General features: G+C 73.0%; 21 protein-coding genes. 15 read left to right on the top strand and 6 right to left on the bottom strand.

Going from position 1 to position 23,257, the window contains the following annotated elements:
- The first annotated feature begins 9 nt into the window (after nt 1-9).
- The 6 genes from DB32_RS20785 to DB32_RS20760 are packed head-to-tail and all read left to right on the top strand — an operon-like array spanning nt 10 to nt 4,592.
- Nucleotides 10-624, top strand: a complete 615-nt coding sequence (locus DB32_RS20785; RefSeq protein WP_053234395.1) for a hypothetical protein — start codon at nt 10-12, stop codon at nt 622-624.
- Nucleotides 621-1,193: a hypothetical protein gene (locus tag DB32_RS20780; RefSeq protein ID WP_053234394.1), complete on the top strand. Its 573-nt coding sequence runs from the start codon at nt 621-623 to the stop codon at nt 1,191-1,193. Before DB32_RS20785 ends, DB32_RS20780 begins: the two co-directional genes overlap by 4 nt.
- Before the next feature lie 20 nt (nt 1,194-1,213).
- Nucleotides 1,214-2,011, top strand: coding sequence for an MlaE family ABC transporter permease (locus DB32_RS20775; RefSeq protein ID WP_240481232.1), 798 nt, complete (start codon nt 1,214-1,216; stop codon nt 2,009-2,011).
- A gap of 43 nt (nt 2,012-2,054) precedes the next feature.
- A complete protein-coding gene (locus DB32_RS20770) occupies nt 2,055-2,834 on the top strand; it encodes an MlaE family ABC transporter permease (RefSeq protein ID WP_053234393.1) in 780 nt (259 codons plus the stop codon).
- Between the two features lies 1 nt (nt 2,835).
- Nucleotides 2,836-3,582, top strand: coding sequence for an ABC transporter ATP-binding protein (locus tag DB32_RS20765; RefSeq protein ID WP_240481231.1), 747 nt, complete (start codon nt 2,836-2,838; stop codon nt 3,580-3,582).
- The gene (locus DB32_RS20760) at nt 3,579-4,592 is read left to right on the top strand and encodes an MlaD family protein (protein WP_053234392.1); all 1,014 of its coding nucleotides are present in this window, start codon (nt 3,579-3,581) and stop codon (nt 4,590-4,592) included. Before DB32_RS20765 ends, DB32_RS20760 begins: the two co-directional genes overlap by 4 nt.
- A 6-nt stretch (nt 4,593-4,598) precedes the next feature.
- Here DB32_RS20760 and DB32_RS20755 read toward each other — a convergent pair whose 3' ends face one another.
- Together DB32_RS20755 and DB32_RS48380 are read right to left on the bottom strand one after the other, a co-directional pair.
- Nucleotides 4,599-5,234: a metallophosphoesterase family protein gene (locus DB32_RS20755; RefSeq protein WP_053234391.1), complete on the bottom strand. Its 636-nt coding sequence runs from the start codon at nt 5,232-5,234 to the stop codon at nt 4,599-4,601.
- Between the two features lie 10 nt (nt 5,235-5,244).
- Nucleotides 5,245-5,676, bottom strand: coding sequence for a prolipoprotein diacylglyceryl transferase (locus DB32_RS48380; protein ID WP_169791502.1), 432 nt, complete (start codon nt 5,674-5,676; stop codon nt 5,245-5,247).
- Between the two features lie 339 nt (nt 5,677-6,015).
- On the opposite strand from DB32_RS48380, the gene DB32_RS20745 reads away from it, so the two are divergent.
- The 3 genes from DB32_RS20745 to rlmB all read left to right on the top strand — a co-directional run bounded on the left by DB32_RS20745 (nt 6,016) and on the right by rlmB (nt 8,361).
- The gene (locus DB32_RS20745) at nt 6,016-6,822 is read left to right on the top strand and encodes a hypothetical protein (protein ID WP_157069236.1); all 807 of its coding nucleotides are present in this window, start codon (nt 6,016-6,018) and stop codon (nt 6,820-6,822) included.
- Between the two features lie 94 nt (nt 6,823-6,916).
- Nucleotides 6,917-7,624, top strand: a complete 708-nt coding sequence (gene pyrF, locus DB32_RS20740) for an orotidine-5'-phosphate decarboxylase (RefSeq protein WP_240481230.1) — start codon at nt 6,917-6,919, stop codon at nt 7,622-7,624.
- On the top strand, nt 7,621-8,361 hold the full coding sequence (rlmB, locus tag DB32_RS20735; protein ID WP_053234388.1) for a 23S rRNA (guanosine(2251)-2'-O)-methyltransferase RlmB: 741 nt from the start codon (nt 7,621-7,623) through the stop codon (nt 8,359-8,361). The genes pyrF and rlmB overlap by 4 nt, the downstream gene beginning before the upstream one ends.
- Here the strand turns inward: rlmB and DB32_RS20730 are convergent.
- Both DB32_RS20730 and DB32_RS20725 read right to left on the bottom strand, forming a co-directional pair.
- Entirely contained in the window at nt 8,351-9,124 is a 774-nt protein-coding gene (locus DB32_RS20730; protein WP_053234387.1) for an SIR2 family NAD-dependent protein deacylase, read from the bottom strand. The two genes, rlmB and DB32_RS20730, sit on opposite strands and share 11 nt — an antisense overlap.
- A complete protein-coding gene (locus DB32_RS20725) occupies nt 9,121-9,969 on the bottom strand; it encodes an alpha/beta hydrolase (protein WP_053234386.1) in 849 nt (282 codons plus the stop codon). The genes DB32_RS20730 and DB32_RS20725 overlap by 4 nt, the downstream gene beginning before the upstream one ends.
- 104 nt (nt 9,970-10,073) lie before the next feature.
- Here DB32_RS20725 and DB32_RS20720 point away from each other — a divergent pair, with 104 nt between their 5' ends.
- The gene (locus tag DB32_RS20720; protein ID WP_053234385.1) at nt 10,074-10,808 is read left to right on the top strand and encodes a competence/damage-inducible protein A; all 735 of its coding nucleotides are present in this window, start codon (nt 10,074-10,076) and stop codon (nt 10,806-10,808) included.
- A gap of 63 nt (nt 10,809-10,871) precedes the next feature.
- Here the strand turns inward: DB32_RS20720 and DB32_RS20715 are convergent, their stop codons facing one another.
- Nucleotides 10,872-12,287, bottom strand: a complete 1,416-nt coding sequence (locus DB32_RS20715; RefSeq protein ID WP_053234384.1) for an undecaprenyl-phosphate glucose phosphotransferase — start codon at nt 12,285-12,287, stop codon at nt 10,872-10,874.
- Nucleotides 12,288-12,532: 245 nt separating this feature from the next.
- Between DB32_RS20715 and DB32_RS20705 the strand changes: the two genes are divergently transcribed.
- The 4 genes from DB32_RS20705 to DB32_RS20690 all read left to right on the top strand — a co-directional run bounded on the left by DB32_RS20705 (nt 12,533) and on the right by DB32_RS20690 (nt 21,246).
- Nucleotides 12,533-15,427: an extensin family protein gene (locus tag DB32_RS20705; protein ID WP_157069235.1), complete on the top strand. Its 2,895-nt coding sequence runs from the start codon at nt 12,533-12,535 to the stop codon at nt 15,425-15,427.
- A 570-nt stretch (nt 15,428-15,997) separates the two neighbouring features.
- Nucleotides 15,998-17,590: a L,D-transpeptidase gene (locus DB32_RS20700; RefSeq protein WP_053234381.1), complete on the top strand. Its 1,593-nt coding sequence runs from the start codon at nt 15,998-16,000 to the stop codon at nt 17,588-17,590.
- Nucleotides 17,591-17,682: 92 nt separating this feature from the next.
- Entirely contained in the window at nt 17,683-18,939 is a 1,257-nt protein-coding gene (locus DB32_RS20695; protein WP_157069234.1) for a hypothetical protein, read from the top strand.
- Nucleotides 18,940-18,996: 57 nt separating this feature from the next.
- Nucleotides 18,997-21,246 carry an HAD family hydrolase gene (locus tag DB32_RS20690; protein ID WP_157069233.1) on the top strand — a complete coding sequence of 750 codons (2,250 nt, stop codon included), beginning with the start codon at nt 18,997-18,999 and terminating at the stop codon, nt 21,244-21,246.
- Nucleotides 21,247-21,249: 3 nt separating this feature from the next.
- Here the strand turns inward: DB32_RS20690 and DB32_RS20685 are convergent, their stop codons facing one another.
- Nucleotides 21,250-22,884: a class I adenylate-forming enzyme family protein gene (locus tag DB32_RS20685; RefSeq protein WP_169791501.1), complete on the bottom strand. Its 1,635-nt coding sequence runs from the start codon at nt 22,882-22,884 to the stop codon at nt 21,250-21,252.
- Between the two features lie 151 nt (nt 22,885-23,035).
- Between DB32_RS20685 and DB32_RS46910 the strand changes: the two genes are divergently transcribed.
- A complete protein-coding gene (locus tag DB32_RS46910) occupies nt 23,036-23,194 on the top strand; it encodes a hypothetical protein (RefSeq protein WP_157069232.1) in 159 nt (52 codons plus the stop codon).
- The last annotated feature ends 63 nt before the right edge of the window (nt 23,195-23,257 follow it).

Genomic DNA, 23,257 nt, shown 5'->3' with positions numbered 1-23,257 from the left:
ACTGAGCGGATGGAGGCGTGGATCGCGACGCGCGAGCTGCCGGACGCGGCGTGGATCGCGCTCGCGCTCTGCGCGCTCGAGATGCTCGCGCTGATGCTGCCGCGGAGGTGGATCGCGCGCCTCGCGTTCCTGCCGCTCACGGCCGAGCGGATCGTGCGCGTGCCTCCCGAGGTGCGCGTCGTCGACGTGCGCGCCGGATATCGGAGCGCGGCCGTGCGCGTGGCGCGAGGGCTCCCCGCGCGCGTCGCGATCGCCGACACGGTGCTCGCGACGTCGACGACGCGTCGCGGTCGATCGTTCTGCTGGGGAGAACGACGAAGGGCGTGGCCGGTGCGCGTCGATCTGGCCTGGGAGGACGACGGCGTGCACCTGCGCGCGCGGATGCTGCCCGTTCCGCTCGTGACGCCGCTCGTGCTCGCAGTGTCGATCGCCGAGGTGACGCTGCGCGCGTCGTCGTCGCTGCCGGCGATCGCGCTGCTCGCGGCGGCGGTGTCGGCGCTCGCGTGGATCGCGCAGCGCGCCGAGCCGCGGCCGACCGCGATCGAGCGTGCGTACGACGCGGTCGAGCGCGCGCTCACGCGACCGGCGCCCGCCGTGCGCGACGTGTCATCCTGCGCGCGATGAGCCCACTGCTCTACGCCGCGATGGCGCCGCTCTTGATCGAGACGATCGTCTTCTTCGCGCGTCCGCAGTGGCTCGCACGGCTCGCGTTCCTGCGCTTGACGCCCGAGCGGCGGATCACGCTGGACCGTCCGCGCGAGCACGATGGGCCGCGGAGCTATCGGTTCGGAAACGAGACCGAGGCCGCGCTCCCGACGTTCCCCGAGCGCGTCGATCTCGACGACGCCGTGCTGATGTCGAGCGGCGACGGGCGCTCGTTCGCGCTCCGCACCGCGTACGGTTTCTACCGTCGCGACCAGTGGCTCGTGCGGATCGATCTCGAGCGCACGGGGCGCGAGATCGTGCTGCGCGCGACGCAGGGGTTCGTGCCGATCACGATGCCGATCTTCGTGGTGGCCGCGGTGTGCGACGTGCTGTTGCGCGGGCACCACCGCCCGCTGATGACGATCGGCGTCTTCGGCGCCGTCGTCGCGCTGATGATCGCGGGTCAGCTCGTGTTCCGCCGCGCGGCGCGCGAGGCTGCGATCGAGCGCGCGTTCGACGCGATCGAGGAGACGCTGCGGCTCGGCTGACCGCGTTATGCTCGCGCCGCGTGAGCACGGGTGAGGACGAACCCTTCTACCTGAGCGTTCCGTCGCGCATCGGCGGCTCGCTGCTGCACGTCTCGGGCGAGCTCGGCGGGATGATCGTGCTCGCCGCGCGATTGCTGCGCCGCCTCCTGCCGCCGCGCGTGGATCGCGACGAGCTCGTGAAGAACCTGCACAAGACCGGCGTGCGCTCGGTCGGCATCGTGACGGTCACGGCGATCTTCGTCGGCGCGATCATGGTCATCCAGGCCGCGCCGCTCGTGATGCGCTTCAACGCGAAGGAGATCGTCGGCTGGGGCGCGGGCTTCGCGACGCTGCGCGAGGTCGGTCCGCTGCTGATCGCGCTGATGTTCAGCGGGCGCGTCGGCGCGAACAACACCGCCGAGCTCGGGACCATGGTGGTCACCGATCAGATCGACGCGCTGCGCGCGCTCGCGATCGATCCGGTCTCGTACCTGATCCTGCCGCGCGTGATCTCGATGATCGTGATGCTCTTCTTGCTGACGATCGTCGGCGACGCGGTCGCGATCGTCGGCGCGATCGGCGCAGCGAAGGTGCTGCTCGACGTCGATCCGCGCTCGTTCGTCAGCTCCCTGACCGTGCTGCTCGACGAGTGGGATCTCGCGACGGGGCTCATCAAGAGCGTCGCGTTCGGCGTGATGATCGCGCTCACCTCGTGCCACTTCGGGCTGAGCGTGAAGGGTGGCGCGCCGGGCGTCGGACGCGCCGTGAACGCGGCGGTCGTCGCGGCAGCGAGCGGCATCTTCGTGCTCGACTACTTCTCCACGTACCTGCTCGGATGAGCGGCTGGTCCCACATCGGCTCGCCGGCGGAGCTCTCCAGCTGATGAGCGCGCTCGAGACGATCGGAGCCCCGGTGCTGCACCTCGTGCGCGAGCTCCGCGACCTCTTCGCGATGCTCGCTCGCATCATCGTGCTCGCGATCCGCGGCCGTCGTGATCGCCGCACGATCGTCGAGCAGGCCTATCAGATGGGCAATCGCTCGGTGTTCTTCGTGAGCGTCACGATGGGCTTCATCGGCACCATCATGGTGTTCCAAGCGGGCCTGCAGGCGCTCAAGCTCGTGCCCGAGCTCAGCATGCTGGGCGCGACGTTCGCCGAGCTGCTGGTGCGCGATCTCGCTGCGTCGATCGGCGCGATGATGCTCGCGACGCGCGTGGGCGCGGGCATCGCCGCGGAGATCGGATCGATGGTCGTCACCGAGCAGGTCGACGCGATGCGCATGTGCGCCGCCGATCCGATCGAGTACCTCGTTGTGCCGCGCTTCCTCGCCTCGGTGCTGATGACGTTCTGTCTGCTGATCTGGGCAGCGGTCGTCGCGTTCGGCGCGGGGATGGTCACCGCGAACGTGGTGTTCGAGGTCAACTACGCGACGTTCGCGAACTTCTCGATGGTCGATGCCGGCGACGTGATCGTCGGGCTGACGAAGATGCTCGCGTACGGCGCGGCGATCCCGATCGTCAGCGCGCGCTGTGGGCTCACGACGTTCGGCGGCTCGGAGGGCGTGGGCTGGGCGACGACGAACGCGGTCGTGCAGAGCTCGCTCGCGGTCATCGTGCTGAACTTCGTGATCAGCAGCGTGGGCTTCCTGCTCTTCCCGGGCTGACGTGCCGATCCAGTTCAAGCACCTACGCAAGGCGTTCGGTCCGAAGGTCGTGCTCGACGACGTGTCGATCGACGTGAACGACGGAGAGTGCTTCTTCGTCATCGGCGGATCGGGCGTCGGCAAGAGCGTGCTGATCAAGCACCTCATCGGCCTTCTGCGCCCGGATTCCGGGGAGATCTGGCTCGACGGGCAGGAAGTCTCGCGCCTGTCCGAGGCCGACTTCCATCCGGTGCGGAAGCGCTGCGCGATGGTCTTCCAGAGCTCGACGCTCTTCGACTCCATGACGTGCGAGGAGAACGTCGCGCTCCCGCTGCGCATGCACCGCGGGCTCTCGCTGAGGGACGCGCGCGTCGAGGCGCGACGAAGGCTCGAGCAGGTCCACATGGAGGCGTTCGGCGATCGCTATCCGGCGGAGCTCGGCGACGGCATGCGCAAGCGCGTCGCGATCGCGCGCGCGTTGACGCTCGAGCCACGCTACGTGCTCTTCGACGAGCCCACGACGTCGCTCGATCCGGTGTCGGCGCGGCGCGTCGATCAGATGATCCGCGAGCTCTGCGATCGGCTCGGCGTGACCGCGATCGTCGTCTCGCACGATCTCACGTCCATCTTCACGATCGCCGACCGAATCGCGATGCTGTACAAGGGTCGCGTTCGCGTGGTGGGGACGCCCGAAGAGCTCCGGCGCACCGAGGATCCCGTGGTGCGCCAGTTCATCGAAGGCCGTTCCGAGGGGCCGTACGAGACATGAAGCTCTCGCTCGAAGCGCGGGTCGGCCTGCTGGTGCTCGTCGCGCTGGCGTTGCTCGGCGGCTTCGTGTTCCTGCTCGGCGGGATCGACTTCCGCGACGGCTTCACGATCTACGCGGACTTCGACAATCCAGGCGCGGTTCAGGCGGGCGCGCCGGTGCGCGTCGGCGGCGTGCGCGTCGGGAGCGTGGAAGAGGTGCGCTACATGGGCCGCCGGCTCGACCCCGAGACCGGACGCCGTCCGCTGGTGCGCCTCCGGCTCGAGATCGATCGCGACGTACGCGAGACGATCCACGACGACGCGCTGCTCTACGTGACCTCGCAGGGCGTGCTCGGCGAGCAGTTCATCGCGATCGATCCCGGCACCGCGGAGCGCCCGGCGATCGCGGAGGGCGCGATCCTCGACGGAGTCGATCCACCGCGCCTCGATCTCGCGCTCGCGCTCGGGTACGAGCTGCTCGAGGCGGTGGTCGACGGGCTGCGCACCAACCGCGAGGAGCTCGGCTCGCTGCTCGACGACATCGTCGCGCTCATCCACGCCGTGCGCGAGCTGCTCGAGCAGAACCGCGATCGCGTCGCGCACATCCTCGAGAACGTCGACACGGTCGCGGGCGAGGGCGTGGAGCTGCTGCGCGGCGCGCGGCGCGAGTACGTCGAGGGACCACGCCCGCAGCGCATGCTCGCGCGCCTCGACCGTCTGACCGCGACGCTCGATCGCGAGACCGGGCCGCTCGTGACCGACGTGCGCGAGGTCGCGAGCAGCGCGCGCGAGACGCTCGACGCGATCGGCCCCGAAGAGCGCGAGGATCTGCGCGAGACGATCCGCGCAGCAGCGCGCGTCGCCGCGACGGCCGAGCGCACTGCTGCGGATGCGGAGCGCATCGTCGCGCACGTACGCGGCGGGGAGGGCACGGTCGGCGCGCTGCTGATGGACGAGGAGGTCTACGACGATCTCCAGGAGCTCATCCGCGACCTGAAGCACAACCCGTGGAAGTTCTTCTGGCGCGAGTAGCGCGCTTCAGATCGACTCGGCGTCCACGAGGACGACGCGCTCGCCGATCACGTCGAGCCGCTCGGCGACGCGAGCGTGCAGATCGACGCGCAGCAGTCCCGGCTGTTCGTCCCGCGCGAGCGTGCCGGCGTTCAGGATCGTGAGCGCCGCGCCGAAGTGCCGGATCATGCGCTGATGCGTGTGCCCGCGCGCGACCCAGCGGATCTCGCGTCCGTCGAGCAGCTGCTGCAGCGCGGTGTTGCTCGCGAGGGCGTAGCCCTCGTCCCACGGGCGAACGCCCGCCATGTCGTCGTCGCCGAGCCCGTGGCAGAGGAGCAGCGGACCGGCGGGCGTTTCGTATCGCAGGGTGCGGGGGAGGGTGCGTACGAATGCGAGCGCGCTCGGGGAGAGCTCGCTCGTCGCGTGCGGGAGCTTGCGCATGGTGCGCTCGAGGAACCAGCGCTCGTGGTTACCCGCGACGACGTCGACGTCGGGCGCGCGGAGCTGGTCGAGGCATCGCTCGACGTCGCCCGGACCGTCGAGCACGTCGCCCACGACGAGGATGCGCTCGGCGCCCCACGCGCGGAGCGAGTCGAGCGCTCGCGCGAGCGCGAGGTGCTCGCCGTGCACGTCTCCGACGATCCCGAATCGCGCGAGGCGCATCGCCGGCGCGCTACGCGCCGCCTGCGTCGATCTCTTCAGGCGGTCCCGCGTCGGGCTCGTCGGGCGGCCCGGCGTCGGGCTCGTCGGGCGGTCCCGCGTCGGGCTCGTCGGGCGGTCCCGCGTCGGGCTCGTCGGGCGGCCCCGAGTCCATGCCCGGCGGCCCCGCGTCCATCTCGACCGGCGTGCCCGCGTCGATCTGCTCGCCCGCGTCGATCTCCATCGCCGCGTCCACGCCGACGCTCGCATCGGCGCTCGGCACGGTGCCCATGCCGAACCCGCTCAGGTCACTCGTGCACACGCCCATGTTGCACGCGAGCCCCGCCGAGCACTGCGTCGATCTCACGCACGCCGCGCCCTCCGCGAGGTTGCTCGGCGCGCCGCTGCAGCCGACGGCGAACAGCATCGTCGCGACGAGGCTCCACCACACACGGGCTGGGCGCATGCGACGAGCCTACGCCGCGCGTCGGATCGATCCAAGCGAGGCACCCAAGGTCGCGCCGAAGGGTCGTGTCCATGACCGCGCGACCCGCCTTCGCACGCGTGCTCGGCGCGTGTGTGGCCGGACGTGCGCAAACGCGCCGACGAAGCGGAAATCACTAGGAAACCGAGCGGCCGACGGCGTTGACACTCACAATTCGGCCCTGCTAGATTCGCCGGCGATATCGTCGAACAGGCATGCGCGACGAGATGGTCGGCGCGAGCCGACGCCGACGACCCTGACCCAGTGGATGTGCGGCCCGCCGCGAGCGGCGCCGAGAAAGCGCGAGAGCGGGAGAACCCGATGGCGGAGCAGAAGGAGTCCTCGGTCCTCTTCAACCTTCGGGAGCTGATGAACCTGGAGGAGCAGCGCATCAGCGACGAAGAGGCGACGAAGCGCAAGGCGGAAGAGGACGCGCGGCTCGCCCGGGAGGCCGAGGAGCGCAAGAAGCGCGAGGAGATCGCGGCGAAGCAGCGCGCCGAGGAAGAGGCGCGCGTCGCTGCGGAGCGCGCTGCGCGCGAAGAGGAAGAGCGCAAGGTCCGCGCGAAGGAAGAGGCCGAGCTGCGCATCCGCCTCGAGGCCGAGCAGAAGGCGCGCCTCGCGGAGCAGGAGCGCCTCCTCGCGCACGAGCAGGAGGTCAAGCGCATCGAGGCGACGCGCCGCAAGGGCGTCCACCCGGGCGTGTTCGCGGCGGTCGGTCTGCTCGTGGTCGGCATCGCCGCGGGGGTGTGGTTCGGCGTGGTCTCGCCGCAGCTCGAGGCGAACCGGATCGCGCAGGAGGCCGCGCAGCGCGAGGCCGAGCGTCGCGCCGCCGAGGCGCAGCAGCTGCAGGCGCAGGCCGACGAGGCGCGTCGCGCGGCGGAAGAAGCGCAGCGTCGCGTGGCCGAGATGGAGTCGCGCGCGGCGCAGCTCGAGGCGTCGGGCGACACGCAGGCCGCGGAGCAGGTGCGCGCCGAGGCGCGTCGCGTCCGCACCACCTCGCCGCGCCGCGCGGCGGCGTCGAGCGGCGCGTCGTCGGGCAGCCGCAGCAGCGGCAGCACGGGCTCGTCGGGCGGCGGTCGCCGCGGCGGGGACGACGACGATCCGTTGGCGGGCCTCGAGGGGCTCTGAGCCTTCGCGAGATCGGGTGAGACGAGGGGCTGCGCGAGTGATCGCGCGGCCCTTCGCGCTTTCGGGGCGCGGAGTCCGTGGTATGCAGCGCGCCATGATGCGATCGGGTCGCGAGCGCCTGGTGTTCCCGCTCGACGTCGAAGATCTCGCGGAGGCGCGCCAGTGGATCGCGCGGCTGCGCGATCACGTCGGGGTCTTCAAGGTCGGGCTCGAGCTGTTCACCGCGATCGGGCCCGACGCGGTGCGCGCGGTCCACGACGCGGGCGCTGCGTGCTTCCTCGATCTCAAGCTGCACGACATCCCCGCGACGATGGCGGGCGCGACCGCGAGCGCGGTGCGCCTCGGCGTGCGGTACCTGACCGTCCACGCGGCAGCGGGCCCCGCGGCGCTGCGCGCGGTCGCGGGCGCGGCGGCAAACAGCGGGACGACGTTGCTCGCGGTGACGGTGCTGACGAGCCTCGATCGCGGCGAGCTCGACGCGATCGGCATGCGCGGTGAGCCGGCCGACGCCGCGACGCGCCTGGCCGGGGTCGCGCGTGACGCGGGCGTGCTCGGCCTCGTGTGCTCGCCGCACGAGGTCGCGACGCTGCGCGGTGTGGTCGGGGAGGGCGGCGTGATCGTCGTGCCGGGGGTGCGTCCCGCCGGCGCGGATGCCGGTGATCAGCGTCGCGTCGCGACGCCGACGGATGCGATCGCGGCGGGCGCGGATCTGCTCGTCGTCGGTCGACCGATCCGCAACGCGCGCGATCCCGAGTCCGCCGCGCGCGCGATCGCGAGCGAGATCGAGGCGGCGATCCGATGAAGCGCGTCGTCGCAGGGCCGCGCGCGGTGATCGAGGCGCTGCGGGCGCGCGCGGGCGCGATCCACGTCATCTACGTCGAAGAGGGCGCGAAGCCGAGTCGCGAGCTCGAGACCGAGCTGCGCGCGAAGAACGTGAAGGTCGAGCCGCGCCCGCGCGCCGAGCTCGAGGCCCTCGCGCCCGACGGACGGCACCAGGGGATCGTCGCGATCACCGGCGAGTACCCGTACGCGTCGCTCGAGGAAGCGCTGGTCGCGGCGCGCGAGCGCCCGCTCTTCGTCGCGCTCGACGAGATCACGGATCCCCACAACTTCGGCGCGATCGTGCGCAGCGCCGTCGCGTTCGGCGCCGACGGCGTCCTGACGCTGAAGGACCGCGCCGCGCCGGTCACGCCGGTCGTCGTGCGCGCGAGCGCGGGCGCGACCGAGCACGCGCGCATCGCGCGGGTGACGAACCTCGCGCGCACCCTCGCGTCGCTCGCCGAGGATCACGAGATGCAGATCGTCGGTCTCGCGATGGACGGCGACGTCGCGATCGACGAGCTGCCCGCCGCGGAGCGCGGTCGCGTGCTGGTGATCGGCTCCGAGGGCAAGGGCATGCGGCCGCTGGTGCGCAAGCAGTGCACCGTCGTCGCGCGGATCGACATGGAAGGTCCCGTCGCGTCGCTCAACGCATCGGTCGCCGCGGGCATCGCGCTCCATGCCGCGAGCCGCGCGCGGGCGCGCGAGCTCAGCGAGTGACGTCGAGCTCGCGCGCGAGGCGCTGCATCGCCTCGCGCAGCTCGGCGTGGATCACGAGATCCGCCTCCTGATCCGCGACCGTCGCCTCGCGGTTGATCACGACGACGCGCGCGCCTGCTGCCCGTGCGCGCGGCGCGAGCCCCGCGACCGGCCACACCTCGAGCGACGTCCCGAGCACGACCAGCAGATCGCAGCGATCCACGGCGCGCTCCGCCTCCGCGAAGTCGTCCGCGAGCGCCTCGCCGAAGAGCACCACGTCGGGCTTCACGAGCCCGCCGCAGCGATCACACGTCGGCACGCGCTCCCGCGCGCTCGCGCCCGGCGGCACGTCGTCGAAGAGCCGCAGCGTGTCGAAGCGCGCGCCGCACGTCGTGCAGCGCGCCGTGCGCCAGGTGCCGTGCACCTCGAGCACGCGCCGCGAGCCCGCGCGCTGGTGCAGACCGTCGATGTTCTGCGTGACGATCGCGTGCACGAGCCCGCGCGCCTCGAGCTTCGCGAGCACGCGGTGCGCGACGTTGGGCTCGGCCTGACCGAGCGCGCCGAAGCGCTCCGACCAGAACCCGTAGAACGCCGCCGGATCCGAGCGGAACCCCGAGATCGAAGCGACCTGCATCGGGTCGTGCTTCGCCCAGAGCCCGCTGCGCGGGCTGCGGAAGTCGGGGATCCCCGAGTCCGTCGAGACCCCCGCGCCCGTGAGCGCGACGGTGCGCTTGCTCTCGCGCAGCCACGTCCCGAGCTCTCGCACGCGCTCGTTCGTGCTCATCCCTCGCGCTCCGCGCCGAGCGCGCGCCGCAGCACCGCCTCGACCCGATCGAGCACCTCGACGTGATTCCGCAGCAGCGCGACGCCGTGCGCGCCGCTCTCGACGATCATGGGCTCGGTCGACGTGATGCGACCCATCGCGCTCGCGGTCTCCACCGAGTCCGGCTCCTCGCGGGCGACGACCGCAAGGAAGTCGTGCCCCGCGAGCGCGAGCGCCGGTGTGATCGCGTCGAACCCTCGGTACGCGCGACCGGGCGAGATCGCGACCACCGGCCCGATGCCCTCGCTGCGCGCGCTCGCCGCGATCACCGCGGTCGATCCGATGCTCGATCCCACGAGCCCGACGCGCGCGGGGCGCACGCCCGACGCGTCGCCGCGCACGAACTCGATCGCCGCGATCACGTCGTCCGCGGTGCGCGCCCACGTCGCGTCGTCGAAGTCGCGCCACGAGAGCGTCGCCCCACCGTCGCCCTCGGTGCTCGCGCCGTGGCCGCGCAGATCGATCGCGAGCGTCGCGATGCGCGGCGTGCGCTCGAGCCGCTCGAGCAGCGGGGCCCACTCGCTGCGATCCGAGCCGAGCTGGTGCACGAGGATCACGAGGGGCGCGTCGGGCGCGGCCGCGGCGCGCAGCGTGCCGGTGATCGTCACGCCGTCGGAGGTCGTGAAGCGCACGTCGCGCGGCTCGGGCGGAGGCGCCTCGGGCTCGCTCGGGGTCGGCGGCGCGGGCGCGGCAGGGGCCGCGGCCGGACGCTCGCTCGCGCGCTCCGCGGGCTCGGCGCGCGTGCACGCGAGCGCGACGATCGACGTCGCGAGGATCGGCGCGAGCCAGCACGTTCGGCGGCGCATGCGCGCACTCTACCTTCGCGTCGCGATTTCGTCGTCGGCCTTCGAATGGTGGCGCGATCTCCACGCGTCGACGGAGCGGAGGGCCGCACCTATGATGCCTCGCGATGACCCGGACCGCGGCGGCGCTGGTGATCGGAAACGAGCTCCTCACCGGCAAGATCCAGGAGGCGAACGTCGCGTTCCTCGCGAAGGAGCTCTTCGCGCTCGGCATCTCGCTCCGTCGCGTCGTGATGTGCAGCGACGAGGCCGACGTCATCGCCGAGGACCTCAACCTGCTGCGCGCGCGCCACGACCTCGTGTTCACGAGCGGCGGCGTCGGCCCCACCCACGACGACCTCACGATCCCCGCGATCGCGCAGGCGTTCTGCCGGCCCCTCGTGCGCGATCCGGTGCTCGAGCGGATGATCCGCGAGCACTTCGGCGCGCGCACCACCGACGGACACCTGCGCATGGCCGAGCTGCCCGAGGGCGCCGAGCTCGTCGCGAACGATCGCATCACGTGGCCGGTGCTGCGCGTCGACAACGTGTTCGTGATGCCCGGCGTGCCCGAGATCTTCCGGCTCAAGTTCGAGCTCGTGCGCGATCGCCTCGGGCGCGACGTGCCCTTCGTGTCGCGTGCCATCTACACGCGCTGCGACGAGGGCGAGATCGCGGCGCTGCTCGAGCGCGTCGAGCGCGCGTTCCCGGGCGTCGCGATCGGCAGCTACCCGCGCATCGGCGACCCCGAGTACACCGTGAAGCTCACGTTCGACGGCCGCGACGACGCGCTGGTGAAGCAGGCGCTCGAGGCCTGTCTGAGCGAGCTGCCGACCGAGAAGATCGTCCGCGCGGACCGCTGAGACGACGAAGACCCCGAGCGGCCGGAGCCTCTCGAGGTCTCGTCGCGACGTCCGCGCCGGCTCTCAGTACGCGTTCTGGCGGACCTTCCGACCGAACACGGTCAGGAAGATGATCCACAGGTCGAAGAAGAGGCCCCACCGGCGGATGTACTCGAGGTCGTGCTCGATCCGCTTCTCCATCTTCTCCAGCGTGTCCGTCTCGCCGCGCCAGCCGTTCACCTGCGCCCAGCCGGTGAGCCCCGGCTTCACCTTGTGGCGCAGCATGTAGCCCTGGATCCGCTTGCGATACTCCTCGTTGTGCGCGACCGCGTGGGGGCGCGGACCGACGAGGCTCATCGAGCCGCCGACCACGTGGAAGAGCTGCGGCAGCTCGTCGATCGACGTGCGCCGGATGAACTTCCCGATCGGCGTGATGCGCGGGTCGTCCTTCGTCGCCTGCTTCACGACGGGCCCGTCCTCCGCGACGCGCATCGAGCGGAACTTCAGCACCTCGATGACCTCGCCGTTGAGGCCGTAGCGGCGCTGCTTGAAGAAGATCGGGCCCTTGCTCGTGAGCTTGATGATCACCGACACGACGATCATCACCGGCGACGCGACCAGCAGCGCCATCGTGCCGAGCACGACGTCCTCGAGCCGCTTGAGCACTCCGTCGACGCCGTAGAACGGCGTCTCGAAGATGCTGATCACCGGCAGGTCCCCGAGGCTGCTCCAGCGACCGTGGAGCAGGTCGAACACGAAGAAGTCGGGCACCAGGTACACGCTCGCCGTCGAGTCCGCGAGACGACGCAGCAGGTCCTGCACGCGCGGCTCGGCGCGCAGCGGGAGCGCGATGTACACCGCGTCGATCTCGCCGCGCTTGCTGCGCTCGACCACGTCCTCGAAGGTGCCGACGAGCTGCGCGCGACCGGTCGGCAGCTCGGGCAGACGGTCCGGCGTGCGGTCGTCGAAGAACCCGAGGATGTTCATGCCGAGCCACGGCGACGTCGAGATGCGCCGCGCGAGCATCTCGCCGATCTCGGTGACGCCGACGATCGCGACCTGCCGCGTGTTCCGGCCCTGCTCGCGCAGCCTCCGCAGCGTCAGCCGCGCGACGATGCGCACGCTGCACATCGCGAGCGGCGAGAGCACGAACCACGTGATCGTCGCGACGCGCGAGAACTCCTCGCTCAGCTTGAGCAAGAAGGCGACGCCGAGGAGCATCGGGATGACGGGCACCCACGTGCCCCACACCCGCATCAGCTCCTTCGGGATCGGTACGCCGCGCCAGGTCTGGTAGAGACCCGTGGTCTCCGCGACGAGGAGGTACGCGAGCACCGCGAGCAGCGTCGCGACGGTGTCGTCGGTCCGCCAGTCCGCCTGGTCGTAGAACCAGACCGCAGCGACGTAGCCCGCGATGATGCAGACGGTGTCGGCGAGCCGCGCGAGCCCCGCCGTGTTCCCCCCGCCCGTTGGCCGAATCAGCCCCGTTTTCCTGGCCATAGTCAAAACGAGACGAGGTGCCCCGGTCCCCTGGGAGCGCCCGTCGCCACCGTCTCCGGTCTCCCCGCCTCGACGCGGATGATGAGCAGCTACTGTGCCGGGTCGCCGTCGCTTTCCGATGCTGCGGATCGCGCGGCCGACGGTGTCACAAACCGCGCGCGACGTCGACCGTCGCGAGCGTGATCGTCGCGCGCACGCCACATTCCGGGGGCTCGCCGTTCCGTTCTGCTACGCATGCGCCCGCCATGATCCGAAGCTCGTTGTGGTTCGCGTTGCTCGCGGTCGTTGCGCTGCTCGTCGTTCCTGCGTCCGAGGTCGCTGCGCAGGACGCGCCGCCCACCGTCGCCTCCATGCGAGAGGAGGTCGCACGGCTGCGCACGTCGCGCCCCGCCGCCGTCCCCGAGGGCACGCTCACGAGCATCGAGTACCTGCTCGACGTCGCGGAGCGGATCGAGCGCGGCGAAGGGCCGCAGTCCGCGCGCTGGCGCGCCACGGCCGCGCGTTATCTCGCGGCGGTGCGCGAGGGCCGCGACCCCTACGTGGGCGAAGCGAATCGCATCACGAACCGCGGTTACGTCTCGCCGGTCTCGGAGACGCGCCAGGGATACGCGATCTACCTGCCGCCGAACTACGACCCGAGCCGCCGCTATCCGCTGCTGATCATGATGCACGGCGGATCGAGCAACGGGAACCTGTTCCTCGGCGTCGTCATGGGGAACAACATGGACTGGCTCACGTACTCGCAGCACCTGTGGGACGAGTACGAGCCGCGCTGGTCCCCCGAGTGGATCGTCGTCGCGCCCGACGGGTTCGGTCAGGTGCTGTGGCGATGGATGGGCGAGCAGGACGTGCTCGACGTCGTCGACGACGTGCAGCGCCACTACTCGGTCGATGCGAGCCGCGTCGTGCTCGGTGGGCTCAGCAACGGCGGGCTCGGCGCGTACGCGATCGGCATGCGCCACGCGTGGCGCTTCTCGATGGTCATGGCGATCGCGGGCGCGCCGAGCTGGGTGCAGTACGCGGGCGGCTCGCCGACGAGCGACGAGATGCGCCTGCTCCACCAGGTCAGCGGCATGCACCTCGTCGAGAACTCGCTGAACACCGAGTTCCGCTTCTTCCACGGCTCGCGCGATCCCGGCCCGATGCGCCCGCGCTACGTGACCGAGATGGAGGAGCACATGCGCGGGCTCGGGCTCGAGCCTCGCGTGCGCTGGTACGACTTCGGGCACGACCTGCTCTACCTCGTGCACCGCCACGGCCGCGCGTACCCCGACTGGGCCCAGTTCACCCAGCAGTCGCGCCCCGCCGACGTGCGCGTGGTGAGCGCCGACTACCGCGCCAACCGCCAGCACTGGGTCACGATCACGCGCATCGAGGGGTACCCGCGGCTCGCGAAGGTGCGCGCCCACGCCGAGGAGGGCGCGATCACGATCGAGACCGAGCACGCGCGCGAGGTCGCGCTCGATCTGCGCGACGCACCGGTGGGCGAGGGCGACGTGCTGCGCATCAGCGCCGACGGCGCGGAGGTGTATCGCGGCGCGCGCGGTCCGCTCGGTCACGTGATCCATCTGTCGCGCGTCGACGGCGCGTGGCGCCTCGGGTTCCTCCCGCGCGAGGAGGGGCGGCTCGAGAAGGTGCCGGGGCTCTCGGGGCCGCTGACCGATCCGTATCGCGACGGGATGATCCACGTGTACGGCACGCGCGATCCCGAGCGCACCGAGGCGCTGCGCGAGGCCGCGCAGCGCGGCGCGCGCGGATGGCCGCTCTGGCTCTGGCAGCACCAGCAGCGCGTGGTCGCGGACACCGACGTGACCGACGCGATGATGGCGCGCTCGCACCTCGTGCTCTACGGCACGCCGGGCTCGAACGCGCTGATCGAGCGCATGCAGGATCGCTTGCCGATCCGCGTCACGAGCGAGGGCGTGCAGGTCGGCTCGCGCACCTATCGCGCGCAGGGCGTGGGCACGCGCTTCGTGTACCCGAACCCGCTCGCGCCGAGCCGCTACGTCATCGTACAGGCGGCGCCGACGGTCGAGGCGGTCGCCGCCGGGCACAACCTGCCGGACTTCCTGCCCGACTGGGTCGTCTACGAGGGACGCACCACGCGCACGCGGCAGCGCCTGATCAGCGGGCGCAACGGACAGCTCGCGCAGGGCTTCTTCGACGATCAGTGGGCGCTGCCGGAGAGCGGCGCGAGCGCGCGCATCGACGCGCGCCACGACGTGCTCGGCGGAGGCGAGGGCGAGATCCTCTACGCGCAGGCCGAGATCGACGGCGCGCAGAGCGCAGCGCCGCCGATCGACGAGACGCCCGAGGAGCGCGCGCGGAGGCTCGAGCTCAACGCGCGGATCGGCGCGCCGGCGGACTTCGTGATCCCGAGCGCGGTGCTCGCGCAGGATCCCGCGCCGGTGCTGCCGCCCGCGCAGGTGCCCGCGGCGCCGCCGCTCCCTCGGCGCTTCCTCGCGCCCGCGAGCGACCCCGCGGGGCGCATCGCGCGCCGCATCGCGACGCAGATCCCGACGTTCCTCAACTACCGCGCGATCATCCCGGGCGGCGAGTGGCGCGTGGAGCGCGGCGCGGTCTGGCAGGTGCGCGCGCAGGACGAGTGCTACGCGGCGCTCCCGACCGCGGGGGTGCCGGCGCGCCCGGTGCCGGCGCAGCGCACGCCGATGCCGTCGCCGGTGGTGATCACCGGGCCGATCGGGGGCGTGCACTTCCGGATGATCCGCCCCGAGGACGAGCCGCTCGTGATCTCGTGCGAGCTCGCGTCGCGGCTGCCGGCCGTCGCCGAGATCGTGCGGGCCCACGGGGTGCGCGCGATCGACGTGCTGAGCGCGCACCGCAGCTCGCCGCAGCAGAGCTTCCACCGCATGGGCCTCGGGCTCGACCTCTTCGCGTTCGAGCAGGAGGGCGGCGCGCTGCTGAGCGTGTACGACCACTTCCTCGAGACGCCCGCGCACCGCACCTGCGACGCGCCGCTGCCGGAGGAGCCACGTGCGCGCGCGCTTCTCGAGATCTCGTGCGCGCTCGCGGAGTCGCGGCTGTTCTCGTCGGTGCTGACGCCCAACTACAACGAGGGACACCGGAACCACATCCACGTGGACGCCCGCCCCGACGACCCGCGCATCTTCGTGCGCTGAGGCACCCGTCCGAGCCGACGGGCTCGTCATCGGAGCCGTGCGAGGCACCCGCCGGGACCGACGGGTGCGCCATCTTGTCTCGATGATGCACCCGTCAGCCCTGACGGGTGGGTCGTCGCATGTCGAAGAGGCACCCGTCCGCCCTGACGGGTGCGCCATCGGATGTCGAAGAGGCACCCGTCCGCCCTGACGGGTGGGTCGTCGGATGTCGAAGAGGCACCCGTCCGCCCTGACCGGGTGGGTCATCGGATGTCGAAGAGGCACCCGTCCGCCCTGACGGGTGGGTCGTCGGATGTCGAAGAGGCACCCGTCAGCTCTGACGGGCGGCCCGTCGGCACCGGACGAGGCCCTCGCCGGCCTCGACGCGTCCCTGGTCGAGGTCTGCGGCGCCGCGTTCTCGCGGGACGGGCGGTCCGCGACGGCCGAAGGGCGCGCCTGTCCCTCGGTGCGGACGGCGGCTCGCGGCGCGGCGCGGATCGTCGCGCCCCGACCGGGCGCCACGCGCGCCGGTCGTCTGTCGCTTTCTGGACGTCGTTCGCTCCGCCGTGCGATGCGCGGAGCACGATGCGGATGGCTCGCACACTCCTGCTCGCGGCGTCGATCGCGGGGCTCGGCGCGTGCGACACGGTCCTCGACGATGGGAGCGCGGTCGACGCGTCCATCACGGCGGCTCCGGTGGTCGACACCGAGCCCGTCGCCGTCGAGCCCGTGATCGAGCCCGCGCCCGTGGTGCTCCCGCCGCCCCCCGCGCCGCCGCCGCCGGCACCACCCCACGACGCCGAGGCCGAGGCGCGCGCCCGCGAGGAAGCGGCGCGCGCCGCGTTCGAGGCGGAGTGGCCGCTCCACGGCATCGCGTATCACTTCCTCGCGCAGGTCCGCGCGCGCCCCGACGTGACGAGCCCGGTGATCGGCTACGTCCGTCGCGGCTCGCGCTTCCGCGCGAAGGAGGGGCTGCGCGGTCCCGGGTGCGCGCGCGGATGGCACGAGGTCGTGGGAGGCGGCTTCGTGTGCCGCGGCGAGGGCTTCTTGCTCGGGCAGGGGCCGCAGAGCTTCGAGCCGTCGCCGGTGCCGGCGGCGCTGCACGACGCGCTGCCCTACGCGTACGCCTACGTCGCCCGCGAGGACGCGCCGCAGTACTGGCGCATCCCCAGCGTCGCCGAGGAGCGCGAGGCCGGCACGATGATCGAGTCGCTGCGCGCGCAGGCCGCGGCGCGCGCGGCCGCGGTCACCGAGGTCGGTGCGCCGAGCGCCGAGCCCGATCTCGAGGCGCCGCCGGGCGTGGTGGCGCCGACGCTCGAGGCGAGCGCCGACGCCGGCGTGCCCGAGGGCCCGACGCTCCCGTCGTTCCTGCGCATGCGCATGCTGCGCGGGTTCTACGTCAGCATCGATCGCGAGGAGCTCGACGGCGAGCGCGCGTTCTTCCGCACGGTGCGCGGCACGTACGTGCCCGCCGGGGTGCTCGCGGAGGCGCAGCCGCCCGCGATGCGCGGCGTCGTGCTGGGCGGCGAGTGGCGCCCGCCGCTCGCGTTCGTCTATCGCCGCGGCGTGCGCGCGCTGGTGCGCGATGCGGTGAGCGGCGCGCTCACGCAGAGCGACGCGGTGGAGTTCCACACGCCGCTGCTCCTCGAGGACGAGGTGCTGGAGCGGCGCGGCTCGCGGTACCGGATCGCGCGCGACGGGCGGGTGATCCGCGAGAGCGCGCTGCGCATCGTGCCGGTGATCCCGCGCCCGGCGGGCGTCGGGGAGGGCGAGCGCTGGATCCACGTCGATCGCGGCGAGCAGACGCTGGTCGCGTACGAGGGCGACGTGCCGGTGTTCGCGACGCTCGTGTCGACGGGGCGCGCGGGCTACGAGACGCCGGTCGGCACGTTCCGCATCCAGAGCAAGCACGTGTCGACGACGATGGACGACCCCGACTCGGCCACCGAGGCGTACAGCATCGAAGACGTGCCGTGGACCATGTACTTCGAGGGCAGCTACGCGCTGCACGGAGCGTTCTGGCACGACCACTTCGGGCACGTGCGGAGCCACGGCTGCGTGAACCTCGCGCCCGCGGACGCGCGCTGGCTGTTCCAGTGGACGACGCCGGCGCTGCCGCCCGGATGGCACGGGGTGATCACGCTGCCGCGCCGGCCGGGGACGTGGATCCACGTGACTGATTGATCCGCGCCGCCGCGCCCGAGGCGCGGGAATGGACTGAGCGCGCGGCGTGCTCAGGTCCCGACGTGCAGGCACGAGCGACAGGGCCGCGACTCTTGCCGTGGGTGCTCTCGGCGGGCGCGCACGTCGTCGTGATCGCGGTCGTGCCGAGCGCTCGCTCGGGCGAGCCAACGGCCCCGCGCACCGATGTCGCGGACGTCGTCGTGCTCGAGCTGAGCGTCGCCGAGCGCTCGCAGGAAGGCGCGCTCGCTCGCCCGCGGGACGGCGCCGACGTGCCCGAGCGCGTGCGCGCGCGTCGGGCTGCGCCGGCGCGTGCGGTGGTCGATCGGAGCGTGTCGGACGCGCGGACGACGCTGGGCGCGGCGAGGCCCGCGACGGAGGCACCGTCGACCGACACGACGCCGACCGCGCCGGACACGCCGCGCGAGCTCCCGTCGCTCGATCCCGAGCGCGTCGCGAGCGCGTGGCTGTCGATCGGGCCGAGCACGCCCGAAGCGGACGCGGCACGCGAAGAGCGCGCGATCGAGCAGCGGCTCGACGCGGACCTGCACGCGCGCGCGATGACGAAGGCCCACGTCACGCGCACCGCGATCGAGCTCGTGCGCAGGTCCGACGGCAGCTACGTGCATCGCGGCGTCGGGTTCACCGCCGTCATCCGGCCCGACGGGTCGGTGCAGTTCGAGGATCGGGGCCACGCCGAGCTGGGCGCGCGCGATGCCGTGCAGACCGACGGCTCGGGCGCGGCGGTCGAGCGGCGGCACGACCCGGAGCTCCCCGACGCGCTCGCCGAGCTCGTGGAGCCCCTCGCGCCGATCCTCGATCCGCTGACCGCGATCTCGGTCGATCCGAACCAGGTGCGCGCGCCCGACGGAACCTCCGCGCTGCCCGAGCTCCTCACCGAGCCGGCCGGAGCGATCGCCACGATCGCCCCTCCCGGGACCGCGTTCGGCATCGGCGGCACGTTCGACACGCAGGGCGCGGCGATGCGCGCCGCGGGACAGGACCCGAACCTCGCGGAGCGGCTGCGGTTCCTCGAGGAGACCGAGGAGCTCCGCGATCGCCTGACCGACGCGCACGCCGCGCGCGAGCGCGCCGCGGCGCTGTCCCGGCTGCGCGCGCGCGTGCGGCGCATCTGGGCGGGCTCGGGCCCCGCGGCCGATCGCCGGCGGGCGCTCTTCGCGCTGTGGGACGACGCCAGCGAGGACGAGGTGGGCCGCACCGCGCGCGACGCGATCGAGCGCTTCGTGCGCGAGGAGCTCCCCGAAGGCTCCGCCGACGCCTACTCCGACGGCGAGCTCGAGCAGCTCAACGCCTCGCGCGTGAGCGCCGAGCGGTTCGCGCCTTACCGCTGATCGCGCTCGCCCCGCGTTTGACGCGCCCGCGCTCCCCGCGTACGCCCCACGGCTCCGGTGGACGCTTCCTCGATCCCCCCGTCGCGCGCGCAGCTCCCGTCGCGCCCCTGCCCCGTGTGCGGCACGAGCGTCGAGCCGCTGCGCGCGCGTGCGGTGATCGCGCTCGAGGACGGGCTGCGCTTCCTCTGCAGCCCCGAGTGCCGCGACCGCTTCCTGCGCGGCGAGCGCCATCGGGAGCGGAGCGAGCCCCCGCGGGCGTCGGCCAGCGCGTCGGCGTCGAGCAGCGATCCGATGCTCCGCGCGGTGCGCAAGCGCCGCTCGCAGCGACCGCCGAGCGCGTCGAGCTCCTCGTCCGAGTGGACCGCGCCGCAGCCCGAGGCCCCCGAGCCGCCGGTGCCGCTGCCGGTGCTGCCGCTCGCGGTGGCGGGCATGGCGCTCGTCGCGGCCGCGTTCGCGACCAGCTGGACGCTCGTCGGGATCAGCGCGGTGCTCACCGGGGCCGCGGCGGCGCTCGCGGTGCTCGGGCCGCTGCCGCTGCGGCGCGACGCGGGCTGGCTCGCGTGGGCGACCGCGCCGAGCGGAGCGTCGCTCGCGTGCGTCGCCGCGCTCCTCTCGTTCGAAGGCGGACACGACGCGCGGCTCGCGCTCGCCGGCGCAGCGCTGGCCGCCGCCGCGGCGATCCTGCGGGCGTGGCTCGACGCCAGCGCGGCGCGCCCGCTGGAGCGGCTCCTCGATGCGCTGCGCCGCCGCATCCCCGCGCGCGCGCAAGGGCCCGTCGACGACGCCACGCGTCCGCTGCAGGTCGGCTCGCGCGTGCTCGAGGCCGACCGCGTGCGCGCCGGCGAGGAGGTCATCGTCAGCGACGGTGGCGTCGTGCCGGTCGACGGCGTGGTGCGCGCGGGGGAGGGCTACGTGCTCGCGCACCCCGCCGCGCGCTCTCCGGTGCGACGTCGCGCGGGCGATCCGGTGATCGCGGGCGCGCGCGTCATCGACGGCGCGATCCGCGTGCTCGCGACGCGGGTCGGCGAGCACCGCGCGCTGCTGCGACCGGCGCGCTTCGGCGACGGCACCGCGGACGACGCGGCGCGGGTCACGCGGATCACGACGCGCGGCATCCAGTGGGGCGGGCTCGCGGTGCTGGCGTTCGGCGTGCTCGGCCTCTGGCTGGGTGACTCGGGCGGCGGCCTCGCGATGCGGCTGTCGGCGGCGGCGGGCGTGCTGGTCGCGGTGCCGCTGCTCTCGCTGCGACGCGCGGCCGAGGCGCCCTTCGTGGCGGCGGGCGCGACCGCGGCCGAGCGCGGGATCGTGTTCCAGAGCGCGCGCTCGCTCGATCGCGCGGGACGGGTGCGCGTCGTCGCGCTCTGCACGCACGGCACGATCACCGAGGGCGAGCCCGAGGTCGTCGAGGTGCATCCGATCGGCGAGGGCTCCGTCGACGAGGCGCTCGGCCTCGCGGCGGCCGCCGAGGCGTCGCTCGAGGGCAACCCGATCGCGCGCGCGATCCTCCGGCACGTCGAGCGCCGTCGCGTGGCCAAGGGCGCGGTGCGTCGCGTCACGCAGGTGCCCGGGCGCGGCATCACCGCGGTCGGCGCGGCGAGCGAGGCGATCGTCGTGGGCAGCCGCCAGCTCCTGCTCGACGAGGGCATCAGCGTCGCGGTGGGCGACGTGGACGCGGAGCGCGCGGAGAAGCGGGGCCTCAGCGTCGTGTTCGTCGGCGTCGATCGCAAGCTGCGCGCGCTGGTGATGCTGCGCGACGAGGATCGTCCGGGCGCGCGCGCCGCGGTGCAGCGGCTGATCGACCTCGACGCCGAGGTGCTCCTCGTGTCGGGCGATCACCGCAGCACGGTGGAGAGCCTCGCGCGCCCGCTCGACGTCGATCACGTGAAGGCCGAGCTCACGCCCGAGGAGCGCGGTGCCGAGGTGCGCCGGCTGCGCGAGGCGGGCGGCGGGACGGTCGCGGTGATCGGTCGCGCCGGGCCCGACGACGTGGTGCTCGCCGCGGCCGACGTGCCGGTCGTGCTCGCGGCCGCGGGGTCGCCCGAGGGCGAGCGCGCGATCGCGCTGACCGGCGACGACGTGCGCGACGCGGCGGCCGCGCTGTGGCTGGCGAACGCCGCGCGTCGCGAGGCGAACCGCGCGGTGGCGGTGGCGGCGACGGCGGGCCTGGCGCTCGCGGTGCTCGCGGCGAACGGGCTCGCGGCGCCGGGCGTCGTCGCGCTCGGCGCGATCGCGGTGGACGTGCTCGCGCTGCCCGCCGCCGCGCGTCTGCTGCGCCGCATCGAGCTGCGCCTGCCCGCGCGCGGGTGAGCGTCAGGCCATCTCGCGCAGCTCGCGCTTGAGCACCTTGCCGGTGGGGTTCTTCGGCAGCTCCTGCATCACGCGCACGTCGCGCGGCACCTTCGGCCCGGAGAGCCGATCGCGGCACCACGCGATCAGCGAGGGCACGTCGGCGTAGGCACCTTCGCGCAGCGCGACGAAGGCGCGCACGCGCTCGCCCCACTCGCGATCGGGCACGCCCACGACCGCCGCCTCGCGCACCGCGGGATGACGCGCGAGCACCTCCTCCACCTCGGCGGGATACACGTTCACGCCCCCCGAGATGATCATGTCGCGCTTGCGTCCGTCGAGGTGCACGAGGCCGTGCTCGTCGACGTGCGCGAGGTCGCCGACGCTGAAGAACCCGTCGCGCATCGACGCGCGCGTGGCCGCGTCGTCGCGGTGGTAGTCGACGAGCATCGTGTTGCGCACGAAGAGCTCGCCGGTCGCGCCGCGCGGCACGTCGCGCCCGCGCTCGTCGAGGATCCGGATCTCGTTGCCGGGCACGACGTGACCGATCGTCCCCGGCGCGCGCAGCAGCTCGTCGGGCGTCGCGATCGTGTTCAGCCCGGTCTCGGTCGCGCCGTAGATGTTGTAGAGGACGTGCCCGAACTCCTGCATGAAGTCGCGCGCGACCGCGCCCGAGAGCGGCGCGCCGGCCGAGAACACCGCGCGCAGGCTGCGTGTGTCGTGCTCGCGACGCGCGGCGGCGGGCAGCTCGAGGATGCGGTGAAGCATCGTCGGGACCATCGCGGTCGTGGTGATCGCGTGCTCCTCGATCTTCGCGAGCGCGCGCTGCGCGTCGAAGCGCGGCTCGATCACGACGGTCCCGCCGAGCACGAACGTGAACGACGCGAAGCCGAACGCGGTCGTGTGATAGAGCGGGCACACCGCGAGGTGTCGATCGTCGTGGCGGATGTCGAGCTCGTCGATCGACTGGAGGAACGCGAGGTGCGCGTCCTTCGGGAAGCGACGCACGGCGCCCTTCGGCTTGCCCGTCGTGCCGCTCGTGTAGACGACGACTGCGGCGTCGTCGCCGCTCGCCTCGTCGATCGGGCGCACGCGACCGGGCGCGACCAGCGCGTCGTAGCTCGTCGTGCCGGGGTGCGTGCCGCCCACCGCGATCAGGTTCGCGTCGGGCACGCCCGTGAGCTTCGCGCGGGAGGCGACGATGGGGGCAGCGAGCTCGGCCTCGACGAAGATCGCGCGCGCGCCCGAGTGCGACGCGAGGAACTCGAGCTCCTCGGGCGTCGAGCGATAGCTCGCGGAGACCGCAGCGCCGCCGAGGCGCGTCATCGCCGCCTGCACCTCCACGAACTCGGCGCGGTTGTGCATCAGCAGGATCGCCGCGTCGCCGCGACCGATCCCGTGCTCGTGGCGGAGGCGCGACGCGAGCCGATCGATGCGCTCGTCGAGCGCGCGGTACGTCAGCCGCCGTCCTTCGCACACGATCGCGATCGCGTCGGGCGTGTTCGCGGCGTGCACCCGGAAGATCGTCGCGAGGCCGAGCGAGCCCGAGAGCCGCGCGCGCGCGAGCGCGATCACGCCGCGCGGCGAGACGTCGAACGCGATCCCGCTGCGAACGCCGAGCCTCGTCGCGACGCGAGCCAGGTCGACCGGTGCCCTCACGCGACGGACCGTGGCGCTCACCAGATTACGCACGGAACGGATTCCTTCGCGGCCGCTAGAATTTATTCTGTTGACCATCCAAGCGCCTCTTCCCTACGATGATGGCACGCGAACGCCGCTCGTCGGCCGTTGGCCGTGTGGAGGTGATCTCATGGGTTTCTGGCAGGATGCGAGCCCCGTCGTGAAGGGCGCGATCGTCGTCGGTGGTCTCCTGATCGTGTACTTCCTCGCCGCGTGGGCGATCGGCCTGCCGCCGTACGGCAGTCAGGTCGGCGACGAGATCCAGCAGACGCGCGGGATCCAGCAGTGACGTGAACGACGGGGGCCGCCCGCCGTGCGCGGGTGCAGCCCCCGTCGCATTCCGGCTCGCGAA

Source organism: Sandaracinus amylolyticus (assembly GCF_000737325.1).
GTDB classification, from domain to species: domain Bacteria; phylum Myxococcota_A; class Polyangia; order Polyangiales; family Sandaracinaceae; genus Sandaracinus; species Sandaracinus amylolyticus.
Note: the sequence above shows the minus strand (reverse complement) of the source record. Positions and strands in the feature narration are given on the sequence as shown.